Source organism: Anaerotruncus sp. DFI.9.16, assembly GCF_024461615.1.
Lineage (GTDB): Bacteria > Bacillota > Clostridia > Oscillospirales > Ruminococcaceae > Anaerotruncus > Anaerotruncus massiliensis.
In genome coordinates this window covers 87429-103245 of record NZ_JANFZX010000001.1, presented here as the reverse complement: position 1 = coordinate 103245, position 15817 = coordinate 87429, and the positions used below count along the sequence as shown (strand labels likewise).

General features: G+C 63.5%; 13 protein-coding genes. 9 read left to right on the top strand and 4 right to left on the bottom strand.

What is annotated here, in order from left to right; all coding sequences use genetic code 11:
- Positions 1–141: 141 nt before the first annotated feature.
- The 5 genes from NE609_RS00520 (at position 142) to NE609_RS00500 (ending at position 5684) form a co-directional block, all read left to right on the top strand.
- On the top strand, positions 142–1704 hold the full coding sequence (locus NE609_RS00520; RefSeq protein WP_256151374.1) for an ABC transporter ATP-binding protein: 1563 nt from the start codon (positions 142–144) through the stop codon (positions 1702–1704).
- Positions 1697–2788: an ABC transporter permease gene (locus NE609_RS00515; RefSeq protein WP_256151373.1), complete on the top strand. Its 1092-nt coding sequence runs from the start codon at positions 1697–1699 to the stop codon at positions 2786–2788. Before NE609_RS00520 ends, NE609_RS00515 begins: the two co-directional genes overlap by 8 nt.
- A complete protein-coding gene (locus NE609_RS00510; protein WP_256151372.1) occupies positions 2788–3756 on the top strand; it encodes an ABC transporter permease in 969 nt (322 codons plus the stop codon). The genes NE609_RS00515 and NE609_RS00510 overlap by 1 nt, the downstream gene beginning before the upstream one ends.
- A 63-nt stretch (positions 3757–3819) precedes the next feature.
- Positions 3820–4761 (top strand): nucleoside hydrolase, encoded by a 942-nt coding sequence (locus tag NE609_RS00505; RefSeq protein WP_256151371.1) that lies wholly within the window; start codon positions 3820–3822, stop codon positions 4759–4761.
- Entirely contained in the window at positions 4758–5684 is a 927-nt protein-coding gene (locus NE609_RS00500) for a nucleoside hydrolase (protein WP_256151370.1), read from the top strand. Before NE609_RS00505 ends, NE609_RS00500 begins: the two co-directional genes overlap by 4 nt.
- Positions 5685–5754: 70 nt before the next feature.
- Here the strand turns inward: NE609_RS00500 and NE609_RS00495 are convergent, their stop codons facing one another.
- Positions 5755–6810 (bottom strand): alcohol dehydrogenase, encoded by a 1056-nt coding sequence (locus NE609_RS00495; RefSeq protein WP_101551029.1) that lies wholly within the window; start codon positions 6808–6810, stop codon positions 5755–5757.
- A gap of 169 nt (positions 6811–6979) precedes the next feature.
- Here NE609_RS00495 and NE609_RS00490 point away from each other — a divergent pair, with 169 nt between their 5' ends.
- The 3 genes from NE609_RS00490 to NE609_RS00480 are packed head-to-tail and all read left to right on the top strand — an operon-like array spanning position 6980 to position 8922.
- On the top strand, positions 6980–7330 hold the full coding sequence (locus NE609_RS00490; protein ID WP_121585796.1) for a PadR family transcriptional regulator: 351 nt from the start codon (positions 6980–6982) through the stop codon (positions 7328–7330).
- On the top strand, positions 7320–7967 hold the full coding sequence (locus tag NE609_RS00485) for a permease prefix domain 1-containing protein (RefSeq protein ID WP_256151369.1): 648 nt from the start codon (positions 7320–7322) through the stop codon (positions 7965–7967). Before NE609_RS00490 ends, NE609_RS00485 begins: the two co-directional genes overlap by 11 nt.
- 4 nt (positions 7968–7971) lie before the next feature.
- A complete protein-coding gene (locus NE609_RS00480) occupies positions 7972–8922 on the top strand; it encodes a DUF4097 family beta strand repeat-containing protein (RefSeq protein WP_256151368.1) in 951 nt (316 codons plus the stop codon).
- Between the two features lie 100 nt (positions 8923–9022).
- Here NE609_RS00480 and NE609_RS00475 read toward each other — a convergent pair whose 3' ends face one another.
- The 3 genes from NE609_RS00475 to NE609_RS00465 form a co-directional block, all read right to left on the bottom strand.
- Positions 9023–12250 (bottom strand): thioester reductase domain-containing protein, encoded by a 3228-nt coding sequence (locus tag NE609_RS00475; protein WP_256151367.1) that lies wholly within the window; start codon positions 12248–12250, stop codon positions 9023–9025.
- Between the two features lie 127 nt (positions 12251–12377).
- Positions 12378–14159, bottom strand: a complete 1782-nt coding sequence (locus NE609_RS00470) for an SGNH/GDSL hydrolase family protein (protein WP_256151366.1) — start codon at positions 14157–14159, stop codon at positions 12378–12380.
- An 80-nt stretch (positions 14160–14239) separates the two neighbouring features.
- Positions 14240–15031 carry an SGNH/GDSL hydrolase family protein gene (locus NE609_RS00465; protein WP_256151365.1) on the bottom strand — a complete coding sequence of 264 codons (792 nt, stop codon included), beginning with the start codon at positions 15029–15031 and terminating at the stop codon, positions 14240–14242.
- A 183-nt stretch (positions 15032–15214) separates the two neighbouring features.
- Between NE609_RS00465 and NE609_RS00460 the strand changes: the two genes are divergently transcribed.
- Positions 15215–15772, top strand: a complete 558-nt coding sequence (locus NE609_RS00460) for a TetR/AcrR family transcriptional regulator (RefSeq protein WP_256151364.1) — start codon at positions 15215–15217, stop codon at positions 15770–15772.
- The last annotated feature ends 45 nt before the right edge of the window (positions 15773–15817 follow it).

Here is a 15817-nt window from a genome sequence, read left to right as displayed (position 1 = left end):
GGATAAAATCTGCAAAGGGGGAGCTTCCGCTCCCCCTTTGCAGTAATTTCCGGCAGGAATCCGTCCGTACACCCACCACGTCCCAGGTTCCCGGGCGCCGCGGCGCGTCCGACTGTATAGAGGGGAGGCAGGTATCCTACTATGGAGGATCGAAGCGAAGTTGTCCGGATGAAGGGCATCACAAAGGTCTATCCAAACGGTATTGCGGCAAACCAGAGCGTGGACTTTTCGGTCCGCAAGGGGGAAATCCACGCGCTGATGGGCGAAAACGGCGCGGGCAAATCCACGCTGATGAAAATCCTCTTCGGTCTCGAGCAGCCCGAGGAGGGTGAAATCGTGATCAACGGCGAGAAGGTCGTGCTCTCCTCGCCGAACGCCGCCATCGCGAAGGGAATCGGCATGGTGCACCAGCACTTCATGCTGGTCCCCTCCCTCACCGTGGCGGAAAACATCGTGCTGGGCATGGAGCCCCGCAAGCGCGGCATGTTCCTCGACTATGCAAAGGCGGTCTCCCTCACCGAGGAGTACGCCGAACGGTACAACCTCCAGGTCGACCCCCATGCCAAGGTCATGGACATCCCGGTCGGCATGAAACAGAAGGTGGAAATCCTCAAGGCGCTCGTGCGTGGCGCGCAGATCCTCATCCTCGACGAGCCCACCGCCGTTCTGACAACACAGGAAACTACCGAGCTCTTCCGCGAGCTCATTCATTTTAAAGAGCAGGGCCACACGATCATCTTCATCTCCCACAAGCTCAAGGAGATCAAGCAGATCACCGACCGGCTCACCATCATGCGTGCGGGCAAGTCGATGGGCGTCTTCGACACCGCCGACGTGTCCGAGCAGGATATCTCCCGCCTCATGGTGGGGCGCGACGTGGTGCTCAAGGTCGAAAAGGAGCCGCCCTCCCCCACCGACACGGTGCTTTCCGTCACCGACGTGCACTACCAGAACGAGTACGGCAAGCAGATGCTCGGCGGCGTCTCCTTCAGCGTGCGCAAGGGGGAGATCCTCGGCATCGCGGGCGTCGAGGGCAACGGCCAGCGGGAACTGGTGGAGATGCTCTTCGACATGAATCAGCCCGATTCCGGTGCGATCGAGGTCGAGGGCCGCCCGGTCGCCGGAAAGGGGCAGGGCTACATACGGGGGCTGGGCGTCTCCCACATCCCCGAGGACCGGATGCTCTACGGCGTGGCCGCCGCCGGCACGATCGAGGAAAACCTCATCGCCGACCGCTTCCAGAAGCCGCAGTTCAACAAGGGGCCGCTCTTCAAGATGGACGCCATCCACGAGGAGAGCGACCGGCTGATCGAGGACTACCAGATCCTCTGCCGGTCGGGCGGCCAGCAGGTCAAGATGCTCTCGGGCGGCAACATCCAGAAGGTCGTCGTGGCGCGCGAATTCTCCTGCGCGCCCAAGCTGATCATCGCCGACCAGCCCACCCGCGGCATCGACGTCGGCGCGACCGAGTTCATCCGGCGCAAGCTCGTCGAGCTCAGCCGGGAGGGGGCCGCCGTGCTGCTCGTCTCCGCCGACTTAAACGAGATCATCGAGCTCTCCGACAGCCTGATCGTCTTTTACGGCGGCGAGATCGTCGCGTATTTTGAGGACACCTCCACCCTGACCGACCTTGAGATGGGCGAATACATGCTCGGCCTCAAGCGCCAGTCCCCCGAGGAGATAAGGAGGGTTATCCATGCGTAAAAGCCTCAAATTCGAGATCATCCGCGGGGCGGCGGCCATCCTCGTGGCGCTCGCGGTGGCGATGGTGTTCATCTTCATCATCAGCGACGTGCCCTTCCAGGCGCTCTACAACCTCATCGTCGCGCCCTTCACGCGGATGCGCTACATCTGGATCATCCTCGAGCGCATGATCCCGATCATCTTCACCGGACTTGCCACCTGCGTCATGTTCAACGCCAACCAGTTCAACCTCGCGGGCGAGGGCGCCGTCTTCTTCGGCGGGCTGGTCGCGGGCGCCTGCGCCATCTACCTGCGCCTGCCGCCCGTGCTGCACGCCGCCGCCTGCATCGCGGCCGCGATGCTCGTCTGCGGGCTGACCATGCTCATCCCCGCCCTGCTCAAAACAAAGCTCGGCGCGAGCGAGATAGTCTCCTCCCTGATGCTCAACTACATCCTTTTACAGCTGGGCGTCTACATCCTCAGCTACCACCTCGCCGACCGCACCCAGGGCGCCACGATGTCCCACAAGTTCCTCGACACCGCGATCATCCCCACCCTCGTCCCCAAGACCAACCTGAGCTGGGGCATCGTGATCGCGCTTGTGGCCACCGTGCTCGTCTCGATCTTCATGTACCGCACCCGCTGGGGCTACGCCATCCGCATGATTGGCATCAACCAGAGCTTTTCCAAGTACTCTGGCATGAAGGTGGCCGCCACGGTCGTCATGTGCCAGGTCGTCGGCGGCATGCTCGCCGGCATGGGCGGCGCGGTTGAAATCCTCGGCTACTACGACCGCTTCAAATGGCGCCAGCTTCCCGGCTACGGCTGGGACGGCATCACGATCGCCATCCTTGCCAAAAACAACCCCATCTTCATCCCGCTGGCCGCCTTCTTCATGGCCTACCTGCGGCGCGGCTGTGATTTGATGCAGCTCAACACCGACGTGCCCGCCGAGATGCTCAGCATCATCCAGGCGGTCATCTTCCTCTTCTTCGCGGCGGAGCAGTTCCTCTCCAAATACCGCCACAAGCTGGTAGTCAGGGACGCCAAGGACGAGATCGCCGGGAAAGCCGCCGAGAAGGAAGCGAAAGGAGTGGAAGCCTGATGCTGGAAAACATTCTGGGCATTATCTTCTCCATCCCCTTCGCCTTTTCCATCCTGCGCATCACCACCCCGATCCTCTTCGCTGCGCTGGCCGCCGTCGTGGCCGACCGCGCGGGCGTCACCAACATCGGCCTCGAGGGCATCATGATGATCTCCGCCCTCACCGGCGTCATTTTCTCCGCCTGGACCCAGAGCGCCGGCGTCGGCCTGCTCTGCGCGATGGTCATCGGCATGCTCGTCGCGTTGATGATCGGCTTCTTCGCCCTCATTCTCAAGACCGACATCATCCTCGCCGGTATCGCCGTCAACATGCTCGGCAGCGGCGGCACCATCCTCTTCATGTACCTCGCCAGCGGCGACCGCGGCTACTCCGCCAACCTCGCCAGCAAGGTCATGCCGTCAATCGACATCCCGCTCATCAAGGACATCCCCGTGCTCGGGCAGATCCTTTCGGGGCACAACGTCCTGACCTACGTGGCGCTGCTCTGCGTCTTCCTCGTGTGGGTGCTGCTCTACAAGACCCCCCTCGGGCTTCAGATCCGCTCGGTCGGCGAAAACCCCAACGCGGCCGATTCGGTCGGCGTCAGCGTCAACCGCATCAGCTTCATCGCGCTGGGCATCTCCGGCGTGCTCGCGGGGCTGGGCGGCGCGTTCATGTCGATGGGCTACATGTCGAGCTTTAACACCAACATGACAGCCGGGCGCGGCTTCATCGCGCTGGCGGCCGAGGCGATGGGGCGCGGCGAGCCGCTCGGCACCTTCCTGACCTCCCTGCTCTTCGGCTTCGCCGACGCGCTGGCCAACAACCTGCAGAGCCTCGGCTTCCCCGCCGAGCTGGTCAAGATGACCCCCTATGTCTTCACCATCGTCGGCCTGGCGGTCTACGCGGCCAGCACGATGAACAAGGCGAAAAAGATCCGGCACCACAGCAAAGCCAAAAAAGCGGGCGCCGCGCAGGCGGGCGCGTAACTGAAAAATCCGGGCCGGGGAGAGGCGACGCTCCCTCCCCTTTCCCGCACAGGAGGGACTGCCATGAAAAAAATCCCCATCATCCTCGACGGCGACCCCGGGCATGACGACGCGATCGCGTGGATGCTCGCCAACGCGTCGCCCCTGCTGGACATCCGCGCCGTCACCTCGGTCTGCGGCAACCAGACGATTGAAAAGACCACCTACAACGCGCTGCGCATCATGACCCTCATCGGGCTGCGCGCGCCGATGGCGCGCGGGCGCACCGGGCCGCTCGTCTCCGAGCCGATCGTCGCGCCGACCGTGCACGGCAAGTCGGGGCTCGACGGGCCCGACCTGCCCGAGCCCGCCTTTGAGCCGCTGGAGATGAGCGCCGTCGAGCTGATGGCCAAGGTGCTCTCCGAAAGCGCGGAGCCGGTCACGCTGGTGCCCACCGGCCCGCTCACCAACGTCGCGGCCCTGCTGCTGGCGCACCCTGAGCTGAAATCCAAAATCAGGGAGATCTCCCTGATGGGCGGCGGCCTCCACCACGGCAACTGGACCCCCGCCGCGGAATTCAACATCCTTGTCGACCCCGAGGCGGCCGACCTCGTCTTCCGTTCGGGCATCCCGATCATCATGGCCGGGCTCGACGTCACCGAGCAGGCGCTCGTCTTCCCCGAGGATTTCGAGCGCATCCGCGCCCTCGGCAACCCCGTCGCGACGGTGGTCGCCGAATGGCTCGACTTCTTCTACGGCTTCCACCGCGCCAAGGGCTATCCCGGCGCGCCCGTGCACGACGCGGTGGCAGTCGCCGCCCTGATCGCGCCCGAGATTCTCACGATCGAGGAGCTGTACGTCGAGGTGGAGACGCAGGGCGACTACTGCCGCGGCGCGACCGTCGCCGACTACTACCGCCTGCACGACCATAAGCCGAACGCGCGCGTCATCCTCGGCATCGACCGCGCCGCCTTCGTCGACCTGCTGGCAGAGGCCGCGAAATCCTATGGGGAGGTATCGGCATGAACAGACGGCCCATCATCATCGACTGCGACCCCGGCGTCGACGACGCCATCGCCATCCTGCTGGCGCTGCGCGCGCCCGAATTCGACCTGCGCGCGCTCACGCCGGTCGCCGGCAACGTCCCGCTCGACCGCACCGCGCCGAACGCCCTGAGCATCCTCGAGCTGGCGGGCGTGCGGGTGCCCGTCTACCGCGGCGCGGAAAAGCCGATGTTCTGCGAGCTGCACACCGCCGCCGAGATTCACGGGGCGGACGGCCTGCACGGGTTCACCCTGCCGGAGCCGCAAACCGCCTACGCCGAAGGGCACGCGTGGGACGCCATCTACCGCGAGGCGCGCGCCCTGGGGGGCGAACTCGAGATCATCGCGGTCGGGCCGCTCACCAACCTCGGCATCGCGTTTTCCAAATATCCCGACCTGCCCCGGTATCTCAAAAAGATCACCATCATGGGGGGCGCGGTCGCCTACGGCAACACGACCTCCGCGGCGGAGTTCAACATCTACGCCGACCCCGAGGCCGCCGAGATGGTCTTCCGCGCGGGCGTGCCCATCGCGATGTGCGGGCTTGACGTGACCCACCAGTCCTGCCTCCTGCCCGAAGAGATCGACGAGATCGCCGCCCTGTCCTCCCCGCAGGCGCGGTACGCGGCCAAGCTGCTCGGCTACACGCTCAGCTGGAAGGACCGCTACCACAGCATCGGCGCGGTGCTGCACGACCCCTGCGCGCTGATCTACGCGCTCGACCCGTCGATGTTCGAGTCGAAGCGCTGCTGGATCGGCGTCGAGACGAAGGGTCCCGTCACGCGCGGCAAAACGGTGACCGACTGCTACAGCGACGCCAAAAAGGAACCGAACGCCGACCTCGTCACCGGGGTCGATCGGGCGCGTTTCGCCGCGAAGGTCCGCGAGCTGCTCGCGGCCTACTGACCGCATAGAAGCATAAAAAGCCGGCAGGCACGAAAGTGCCTGCCGGCTTTTTCTTTGGGTTCCGGGCGCGTCAGCCCTCGGGGGGCGTGACGACCCACTTGATGCAGTTGTCGAGATGGTGCTCAAAGACACGGTAGCCCTCCATGATCCCGTTGAGAGGGCCTCGGTGGGTGATGAGCAGCGAGGTGTCGATCCGGCCCGCTTCGATCAGGCGCATCAGCTCGGGGCCGTGGCAGGCGTCCGCGCCGCCCGTCTTGAAGATGAGGTTTTTGCCGTACATCTCGGGCAGCGGAAGCACCTGCGCCTCCTCGTAGAGCGCGACAAGCGAGACGACCGCGTTGGGCCGCGCGATCTTCCACGCGGTCTGGAAGGTGTTTTTTCCGCCCGCGGCCTCGATGACCGCGTCGGCGCCCCGGCCCCCGGTCAGCGCGCGCACCGCCTCCTCGACGTCGGTTTCGGCGGGATTGACGAGGTCGTCGGCAAGGCCGCGCTCCTTCGCGAGGTTCAGGCGGAAGGGGTTGACGTCGATCAGGACGGTCCGCCCCGCCCCGAACAGCCGCACGCACTCGGCGGCGCAGAGGCCCACCGGACCCGCGCCGAGGATGGCGACCGTGTCGCCGAGGCGGATGTCCGCAAGCTCCGCGCCGAAATAACCGGTCGCGAGGATGTCGCCCAGGAAGAGCGCGTCCTCATCCGAGACGGAATCCGGAATTTTCACAAGCCCCCGGTCGGCGAAGGGCACCCGCACATACTCCGCCTGGCCGCCGTCGATGCGGCAGCCGAGCTCCCAGCCGCCCTTTTCGCAGTTGTTGATGTAGCCGCGCCGGCAGAAGAAGCAGTCGCCGCAGAAGGTCTCGCAGGTGGCGGCCACCCGGTCGCCGGGCCGGAGGTTCCCGACCCCCTCCCCCACCTCGGCGATCTCGCCGACAAACTCGTGCCCGAGGATGACCCCCGTCTTCGCGCGCGGGACGAAGCCGTCGCGGATGTGCAGGTCGCTCGTGCAGATGGTCGAGCGGGTTACCCGCACGATCGCGTCGCGCGGGTCCCGAAGTTTCGGAACGGGGCGCTCCTCCAGGCCAATCTCGTGGTTTCCGCGGTAGACAAGCGCCAGCATGGACTCTTTCATACTTGACCCCTCTTTCGTCCGAAATGGTTTCTGACAGTCAAATTATACCACGGACCCATGCGCTCCGCCAGTCTTTACAGGAAGGAATAAATATATTTTCAATATACATTGACAGGCGAGGTAAATTGTGTTTTAATATAACTAAAGTTTCAGGAAAGGAGTGGATGCTTTGTCCATCACATCCGATCTGATCCGCGGCAACACCGACACGATCATCCTCGCGCAGCTGCGGCTCGGGGACAGTTACGGCTATAAAATCAACAAAGCCATCCAGAGGAAGACCCGCAGCCAGTACGAGCTGAAGGAAGCCACCCTCTACACCGCATTCCGGCGGCTGGAGGAAAACGGATATATCTCCTCCTACTGGGGGGACGAGAGCACCGGGGCGCGCCGGAGGTACTACACGATCACCAATGAGGGCAGGCAGGCCCTCGAGCGTCTCAAAACCGAATGGCAGACCGCCAAGGCGCTGATCGACGCGCTGATTACTGATGAGGAGGAAACGGACCATGCAGGATAAACTTCGCGCTTTCATCGACACCCTCTTTGAGGACGCGCCCGCCGGGAAAAAGGTGGTCGAGCTCAAGGAGGAGATGCTCCAGAACCTGAACGACAAATACAGCGACCTGCTCTCCGAGGGAAAAAGCGAGGAGGCCGCCTACAATCTCGCGGTGGCGAGCGTCGGGGACGTGAGCGAGCTGCTCCGCTACCTCAGGCGGGAGGGGGGGGACTCCACCCGCGAGCAGGAGGAGCTGATGCGTTACAGGCGGCGTTCCGCGGTGGTCGTTCCCATCGCCGTGATCCTCTACATCCTTTCGGTCATCCCCGTTATGCTGATCGACCGTCAGATCGGCGTCGTCTCAATGTTCGCCATGATCGCCGCCGCGACCGGCCTGCTCATCTGGAACAGCATGTCGAAGCCGGTCTATGTCAGGCAGGACGACACCGTCGTCGAGGAGTTCAAGGAGTGGAAGATGCAGAGCGGACACCGCAGGCAGGCGTTCCGTTCGATTTCCGGCGCGATCTGGTCCGCCGCCCTGGCGGTCTACTTCATCCTCAGCTTCATCACGATGGCGTGGCACATCACCTGGGTCATCTTCCTGATCACCGCGGCGGTCAATTCGATCATCAAGGCGATCTTCGATTTGAAGGAGTAAGGATATGAAAACGTCAGCAGTCATCCGGATCATTCTCTGGTCGATGGTCGTCGTGCTTTTGACCTGCATCCTCGCCGTCGGGCTTTCGGGCGGCGAACTTTTGGGCCGCCCCCTGCCGTTCGGCTTTTCCGGCGTCGGCTTTTCGGGCAGCGGCTTTTCCTACCCGGACGCCGGACGCTATACCGCCGGAGGGGGCAGCTTCCCCGCCGACCAGGTCGACAGCATCGAAATCAACTGGGTCTCGGGCGGGGTGACCGTCCGGTCCTACGAGGGCAGCGAGCTCGCCTTCGACGAAACCATCCGCGGGCAGGCCGACGACAGCATGCGGATGCGCCACTATCTCAAGGACCGCACCCTCGTCATCCAGTTCTGCGCGCCCCGCCAAAGCGTCTTCCGCTCCGCCAATTCCCCCGTCAAGACCCTGGAGATTTTGGTCCCGGAATCCCTCGCGGCGCGGATGGATGAGGCGGAAATCTCCGTCGCCTCCGCCTCCATCCAGGTTTCCGGAATCACCGCCGACAAGCTCGAAATCGACAGCGTCTCCGGAAGCACCGATATCACCGACACCAGCTGCCGCAGCTTCGAGCTCGACACCGTCAGCGGGAGCGTCCGCTCCTCCGGCCTCACCGCCGGCAGCGCGGAGACCGACAGCGTCAGCGGCCCGGTGCAGCTTGAAGGCTCCTTTGGCAGGATTCAGTACGACACCATCTCCGGCTCCTTCCGGGTCGGCTCGGCGATCTGCCCTGAGCGGATCGAAGGCTCCTCGGTCAGCGGGAGCGTCCACATCACGATCCCCGAAAACGACGGCTTCACCGCCGATTACGACCGGGTCAGCGGAGACTTTTCCTCCGACTTCCCGACGACCGGAGACAAGGGCCGCCGCGTCTACAAGGACGGCGGCGCCCGCTTCTCCTTCGATACCATCAGCGGCGACATCTCCATCCTCCGCGGATGACCACGGCAAAACGCCCGGCGCGCATGACTGCGCGCCGGGCATTTTGTTTGTTCTCAAGAAGACCATCCATCGAGGGAGCTGGATGAAAGTCCCGCCGCCGTCAGCGCTTCCAGACCGGAAGCGCGCGCACCGCGGGCGCGCCGATGTATCCGCACCGGCGGAAATAGTTCAGGTAGCTTTTGAACAGGGCGGCGTCGACCGGCGGGCAGGAGACGCCGGTCCCCCGCAGCATCCGGTCGGCGTTGTCCGTCCGGAAGCGCGGCTGGCGCTTCCCGAACCGTTCGACGAGGCTCTCTCCCTCGGCGCGCCGGTCGGTGAAGAGACAGGAGAGAATCCGCAGCGCGTTCTCCTCCGACGGGCAGGCGGCCAGCCGGACGCACCACTCGTCGTACGGGAGGGTCTCGACCCGGTAGCCGGCCCTGCGCATCAGCCGGCCCACCTGGTTCATCGGCATGAGGTTTTGATTGATGATGTTGTACGCCCTGCCGTCGGAGCCGCTCTGGAAGGCGATCGCCACGACCGCGTCGCTGACGTAGTCCACCGGCGTGAGGTGGAGGTTCACGTCGATGTCGGGGACCGCGCCCATCTGGATGCAGCCGACGATCGACCGGCTGATCATATCCTCCAGTTTCCAGACGCCGTCCCGGAGCGTCCCGGTGATGTCGCCGGGACGGTAGACGGCGGCGCGCAGACCCCTTTCGCGCGCGATGCCCACGAGCTTTTCCGCGACCCATTTCGTCTCGGAATAGCCGAGGAAATACCCCTCGGGTGAAAGGAGCGGATCGTCCTCCGCCACGGTTTTCCCGAACTGGCCGGGCGTGTCGTAGACGCTGTAGGAGGAGATGTAGTGGAAGTACTTCGGCCTGCCCGTACAGGCGAACCGCAGGCATTCCGCCGTCCCAGTGACGTTCGTCCGCTTCATCTGCCGGTAGGGATAGACGAAGTTCAGCAGCGCTCCGTTGTGGATCACCAGCCCGATTTCATCCGCGAGCCGCCGGTAGGTGAATTTATCCAGCCCGAGGTTGGGCAGGTTCAAATCTCCCGTGACCGGGACGATGTGGTCGCGGTAGTCCTCCTTCCAGCAGCAGAAATCCTTCATGTTGGCGACGATCCGCTCCAGCCCGGCGGCGGGGTCCTTCGCCCGCACATGGCAGTAGACGACCGGGTCGCTCCCCGCCCGCCGCTCTAGGATCGAGCGGATGAGGTACGCGCCGAGAAAGCCCGTCGAACCGGTCAGGAAGATGCTTCGGCATTCCTCCGGAGGCGTCGTGTAGGGGGCCTCGGGGCGGATCGATTCGTCCAGCACGCACTCCTTTCGCAGGTCGGGCTTCTCCCCCGGCCCCTCGCCCGTGCGCACCCGGCGGAGGTAACCGGCGATGCCCGCCACCGTCGGGGCGGCGGCCATCTCGCGCAGGTCGATGGAGACGTCGAGATCCCGCTCGAGCCCGCAGAGCAGCTCCATCATCTGGAGCGAGTCGCCGCCGATCTCGAGGAAGCTGTCCTCGTCGGAAAACCCGACGCCCGGCGCCGCGCGGCTGAAGGCCGCGCGCACCACCGCCCGCAGCTCCTCCTCCGACGCGTCCGCAGAAACAGCCCTTGGCCGGGGCGCGGGCGGTTCCCGCTCCGCGCCGCTCCGGCGGGTGCTGTAAAGGATTTTCAGCCTGCCCGCCTCGTACGCCTCCTTGATGGCGTGGGTCTTGATCTTGCGGTTGTCGGTGCGCGGGAGGGAGCCCGCCTCCACAAATACCGTGTCGTGGAAGGAGAACCCGAACGACCCGGCCACGGCGCGGTTGATCTCCGCCGCGAGGGAACGGAAGTCCGTCTCCCCGCCGCATTCCACGCAGAGCACCGGCCGCTCGCCGCCCTCCGACTCCACCGAAAAGACGCCCACCGCGTCGACGGCTGGGGCGAGCCCCTGTTCGTGCAGCAGCAGCGTGATGTCGCTGGGGTAGATGTTCTTCCCGCTGACCACGATCATCTCCTTGATGCGGCCGGTCAGGTAGAGCTGCCCATCGTAGAGCGCGCCCATGTCCCCCGTGCGGTAAAAGCGGCCCGGGTGCCCGGGGATCTCCGTTTCAAAGCGCTTTGTCTCCTCCGGGTTTTTCCAGTAGCCGCCGCAGACGTTTTCCCCGCTCAGGCAGATTTCGCCGATCTCGTCCGGCCCGCAGGGAGACCCGTCCGCGCGCACCGCGACGATCCGCATCCCGGAGGGCACGCGCCCCACGCCGACGATCGCCTTCCCGCCCGACGGCACCGGGGCAAAACGTCCCTTTGCGTACCCCTCCCGGTCGATCTCCACCGACCGGAATTCGCCGCTCGCCAGCGTGGCGATGCAGACGCACTCCGACAGCCCGTAACCGGGCGCGAAGGCGTTTCGGCTGATGTGGAAGAGGCCGCAGAACTTCTCGACCGTACGCAGGTTGACGAACTCGGAGCCGTTGACGAGGTGGGTGACGTGGGAGAGGTCATAGTGTTTCGCGTCCTCTTCACCGATCAGCCGGGTGCAGACGTCATAGGCGGAGTTGGGGGCCGCCGTGATGTTGACCCGGAAGTCGGAGAGCACCTTCAGCCAGACGGTCGGTTTCGCCAAAAACTGCAGCGTCGGGATCAGGTAGGAGACTCCGTGGTCGGGGATCAGCGGGATGAAGAGGGCGGCGATCAGCCCGATGTTGTGGTAGAAGGGCACCCAGGAGGCAATGTTGTGGTTGCCCACGGTGAAGTCGAAGAGCTCCCGGCACTGGTCGATGCAGGCGGTCAGGTTCCCGTAGGAGACCATTACGCCCTTCGGCTCGGAGGTGGACCCGGAGGTGTACTGCAGATAGACAAGGTCGTCCGCGCCGTAGCCGCAGAAGATCTCGGGGCCCTCGTACCGTTCCGTCCGGTCGGTATAGACGCGTCTGAGGGCCACCGCCTGGAAGAAGGCCTTCCGCAGCAGCGGGGCCGTCACCTTCGTGTCGGAGGATCGCTCCATCCCCTCGTTGGAGATGAGAAAGCGCGGCCCGCACGACTTGAGCACAGAGACGAAGCGCGCGAACTTGCCCGCGTCGATGGGCGGCGGAATCACCGTGAACACCACGCCCGCCAGCATGCAGCCGAAGATCGCGTAGACCGTCCCCGCGTCCTGCATCGACAGGATGATTGCGCGGTCCCCCCGCTTCGCGCCCTTGCGCTTGAGGTCGGCGGCGATGTCCGTGGCGCGGGCATGGAGCTGCCCCATCGTCACAACGTTCTGCCCGAACGGCTCGGTTTCGCAGTCCAAAAAATTGTAGACGGCGCGGTTGGGATTTTCCCGCGCGTCACGCCGCAGTTTTTCCAGGATTCCCTGCATAGGCATTTCCTTTCCACTATCGGGATGTCCGTATTTTTGCCTCACGCAAACAGGGGCCCGTTCATCAGACCCCTGTTTGCGGCGCTCGTCAGCGCTGGGCTATGGAAGTGTCGGGTTGAACGATGAATCAGCCGAGAAGCTCAAACAGACGTTCCTCAACGTAGGGTCCCCACCACTCGAGGTAGCCCTTCTTGGTGGGATGGATGGCGTCGCTCATGTAGGAGCGCCAGAGGGTGTCGCCCGTCACGACGTTCTCATACATGACGTCGTTGTGCCACAGGTCGAGGACGGAGAATTCGTCTCCCCACTTTTCGTCGAGCTCGTGGCATCTCTCGATCATCAGCTGGTAGATGTCCTTGTTCTGTCCGCCGGAGTAGGTCATTTCATCCTCGAACTGGGTGCCGGTGATGACCAGGGCGCCCCACGTCTCCTTGGAGTAGGCGGTGATGGCTTCCAGCGCGCCGACCGTGGTGGTGAGCTCAAAGTCGTCCATGTCGAAGCTCGCGCTGACCTCGCCCGTCTCGCACTGGCCCTTCGAGTCGTTGGTGGAGAGCTGGACCACCACGAGGTCCACGACCGGGTCGGTCTCCGCGGTGTGGTTCATCAGGCGGGGCAGGTAGGAATCGGACGAGGAAACGCTGCCGAGCCCGCTGCCGATCGAGGCCTCCACGCCTGCGAGCAGGGTGCCGCCCTTGACCTCGACGATCGAGTTGGTGCCGTCGATCGCGTCGATCCACGCGGCGGGAGAGGTCTTGCCCGCGCCGAAGCCCTGGAACACGGAGGAACCGAGCCACAGGAGAGTCTTACCCTTGATGGGGCTGTCGGGGTTGGCGGCCTGCACCTCGGGGGCATACTTGTCGCTGTTGCCCTCGTTCTTCATGCCGGTGACGGTGACAAGCTGCTGCACCGTGCTGGCGCCGACCACCACGAGGATCGCCAGGATCACCGCGAGAACGCGAAGAACGATCTTTTTGACGCGCCTGCCGTTTACCTTCTTCTTGAGGGCGTCCCCGGTGAGCGCGATGCTCTTCTTGGGCGCGGGCACCGCCTTGCCGGTCAGGACGCAGGCCAGCGCGGCCTCAACGGTGGGGGTCATCGCCTGATAGCCCTTCTTGGTGGGATGGATCTGATCGTTGCGGTAGCTGCCCTTTTTGCAGAGCTCGGAAATCTCGCCGTCGTTCCAGAAGTCAACTACGGAGATCTCCCATTTTCCGGCGATCTCCTTCAGCGCGGAGACCATCGCGGCGTATTTCTCATCGGCGTAGAAGGGATTGGTGTAGAAGACGACCGGGCAATCCCAGGTCTCCTTCGCATAGGCGATGATGTACTCGATCGCGCCATAGACGGTCTTCGTGTCGAAGTCCGCCAGCCCGGTGCCCGCGGAAAGTTTGCCGAGCGGCAGCTTTTTGGTCGCGTCGTTGGTGGAAAGCTGGCAAACGAACACGTCGCAGGGGGTCTTGGCGTCGATGGTTTTCAGGCGGCTTATGTAGGATTTGGGGCCGTTGTCGACCAGCGTCGTGCCGGAGACGGCCTCCTTGACGCAGACGGCGCCGTTGCGGGCGGCGACCATATCCACGAAGGACTTCCCAAAGGAAGCGAAGCCCTTGGTCACGGAAGAGCCGAGGAAGATGAACCGCTTGCCCTTGAGGGGGCTGTTTTTGACCTGGTCCATATTTCCGGGGTTATACTTCGGGAGGTTGCCGGGGTTGAGCAGGCCGAACAGCCGGATCAGGACGATCGCGGCGATCACGATCAAAACGATGATCGTGAATTGCAGGCCGTACATCATGACGCCGCTGGTACAGTACTCCTTGCAGACCTGCGGGGTCACGCCCAGCGCGGTCGCGACGGCTTTAAAGACCGGGGCAAGCAAATCCGAATAGAAAATCGCGCGCCAAAAGTTTAACATGATATCCTCCTCCTGTTGCTGTTTCTGACAGCAGCCGCTGTTTTGAAATGATGAAATCTCTTGCGAAGCAGCCGGGTTCTTCAGAGACCCGGCGTCGGCTCACACAGCCCCTTTCGTTCGTTCCATTCCTCCAAAATCCTGCACAGGTTTTCCTCGATCACCGGCGTCCACCACTCCAAATAGCCGGCCTTGGTGGGGTGGACGCCATCGTTCATGTAGAATTTATAATCATCCGGGCTGACCCGGTTCATTTCGCGGTTGTGCCACAGGTCGATCACTTCGATCCCCCACTTGTCCCGCAGCTCGAGCAGCAGATTGACCAGCCGGTGGTAGCGGGGGTTGTCGTACTTCGTCCCGGTGAAAAAGACGACCGGACAGTCCCAGGTCTTTTTCGCGAAGGCGATGATGTATTCCATCGCGCCGACCGTCGTCCCGGTGTCGAACGACGCGATGTCGAAGGAATCGCTCACGTCCCCGGGGTCGCTTTTGAAGGTGGCATCGTTGGTCGACAGCTGGCAGAGGAAGCAGTCGATCCCGCGGTTTACCGCGGGATGGCGCTCAAGGCGCGCGATGTACGACCGCCGGCCGCGGCCCGCCAGCGTCGAGGCGGACACCGCCTCCTTGATGAAATTGCAGCCGCTGCGGCGGGCGATATAGTCCGCGAAGGAGACGTTCCCGGCCGCCAGCCCGCGGGTCACCGACGAGCCGAGGCAGAGGACGGTCCTACCCGTCAGCGCGTTGGGCGTTCCCCGCTTTACCCCGCCGAGGCTGTACCTGCGGTGGTTCCCGGCCCGGAAGGGCCCTGCCAGGCGAATCCAGACAACCGCTCCGATCACCAGTCCCAGGATGAGAATTCCAACCAGCAGCTTCATTTTCCCATCTCCTATTTTACGGCCCCAAATCGATTGCATCGTTTTGAAATCATGGTATAATGAAATCGGAATAAAATTTATTTGTTGACTAACCAACCAATCTATTTTATATTATAAGCATACCGTTTGACGAATGTCAATAAAAAAATTTCTGATTTATAAAAAAATTTAGGAGAGTAGTCCATGGGAAGACAATCAATCGCCGAGCAGCGCCGCATCCAGATCGGGCGCGCGCTGCAGGCCTGTATGCTGGAAAAGGGTTCCTACGAATCCACCTCCGTCAAGGACATCGCGCAGCGCGCCGACATGGCGGCCGGGCTGATCCACCACTACTTCAAGAGCAAGGACGAAATCCTCATGCTGGTGGCGCGCATGCTCTTCGAATCCATCCGCAACGATATCGACGAGCTCTACCTCGCGCGGGACGAGGCGGGAAAGCGGGAGCAGCTGCACGAGCTGGTTGGCAACCGCGACCGGAACCGCTTCGTCATGATGCTCTATTCCCTCTCCCTCTCGATGCCCGAGGTTAAGGAGCTGATCGCCGAGGAGCGCGCGCTGCTTTTTAATGCGCTGGCCTCCCGCCTGAAGCGGGGCGCCAAAGCCGTCCCGAACCCGGATAAATCGGCTGCGAGCCTCCTCTTTTTCTTTGAGAGCGCCATCATGCAGTCGGCGCTTTTCGACCAGGCGCCCGCCGAGGACCTGCTGATGGAGGTCCTGGTGGACCAATTTTTAAGCCTCTGAGACGCAGAAAGACCGCCGACGGAAGTTCCGCCGGCGGTCTTTTTC

What these genes read in the sequence shown, in the direction of transcription:
- NE609_RS00520 (WP_256151374.1), top strand. Translation starts at nt 142, where the DNA reads ATGGAGGATCGAAGCGAAGTTGTCCGGATGAAGGGCATCACAAAGGTC.
- NE609_RS00515 (WP_256151373.1), top strand. Translation starts at nt 1,697, where the DNA reads ATGCGTAAAAGCCTCAAATTCGAGATCATCCGCGGGGCGGCGGCCATC.
- NE609_RS00510 (WP_256151372.1), top strand. Translation starts at nt 2,788, where the DNA reads ATGCTGGAAAACATTCTGGGCATTATCTTCTCCATCCCCTTCGCCTTT.
- NE609_RS00505 (WP_256151371.1), top strand. Translation starts at nt 3,820, where the DNA reads ATGAAAAAAATCCCCATCATCCTCGACGGCGACCCCGGGCATGACGAC.
- NE609_RS00500 (WP_256151370.1), top strand. Translation starts at nt 4,758, where the DNA reads ATGAACAGACGGCCCATCATCATCGACTGCGACCCCGGCGTCGACGAC.
- NE609_RS00495 (WP_101551029.1), bottom strand. Translation starts at nt 6,810, where the DNA reads ATGAAAGAGTCCATGCTGGCGCTTGTCTACCGCGGAAACCACGAGATT.
- NE609_RS00485 (WP_256151369.1), top strand. Translation starts at nt 7,320, where the DNA reads ATGCAGGATAAACTTCGCGCTTTCATCGACACCCTCTTTGAGGACGCG.
- NE609_RS00480 (WP_256151368.1), top strand. Translation starts at nt 7,972, where the DNA reads ATGAAAACGTCAGCAGTCATCCGGATCATTCTCTGGTCGATGGTCGTC.
- NE609_RS00475 (WP_256151367.1), bottom strand. Translation starts at nt 12,250, where the DNA reads ATGCAGGGAATCCTGGAAAAACTGCGGCGTGACGCGCGGGAAAATCCC.
- NE609_RS00470 (WP_256151366.1), bottom strand. Translation starts at nt 14,159, where the DNA reads ATGTTAAACTTTTGGCGCGCGATTTTCTATTCGGATTTGCTTGCCCCG.
- NE609_RS00465 (WP_256151365.1), bottom strand. Translation starts at nt 15,031, where the DNA reads ATGAAGCTGCTGGTTGGAATTCTCATCCTGGGACTGGTGATCGGAGCG.
- NE609_RS00460 (WP_256151364.1), top strand. Translation starts at nt 15,215, where the DNA reads ATGGGAAGACAATCAATCGCCGAGCAGCGCCGCATCCAGATCGGGCGC.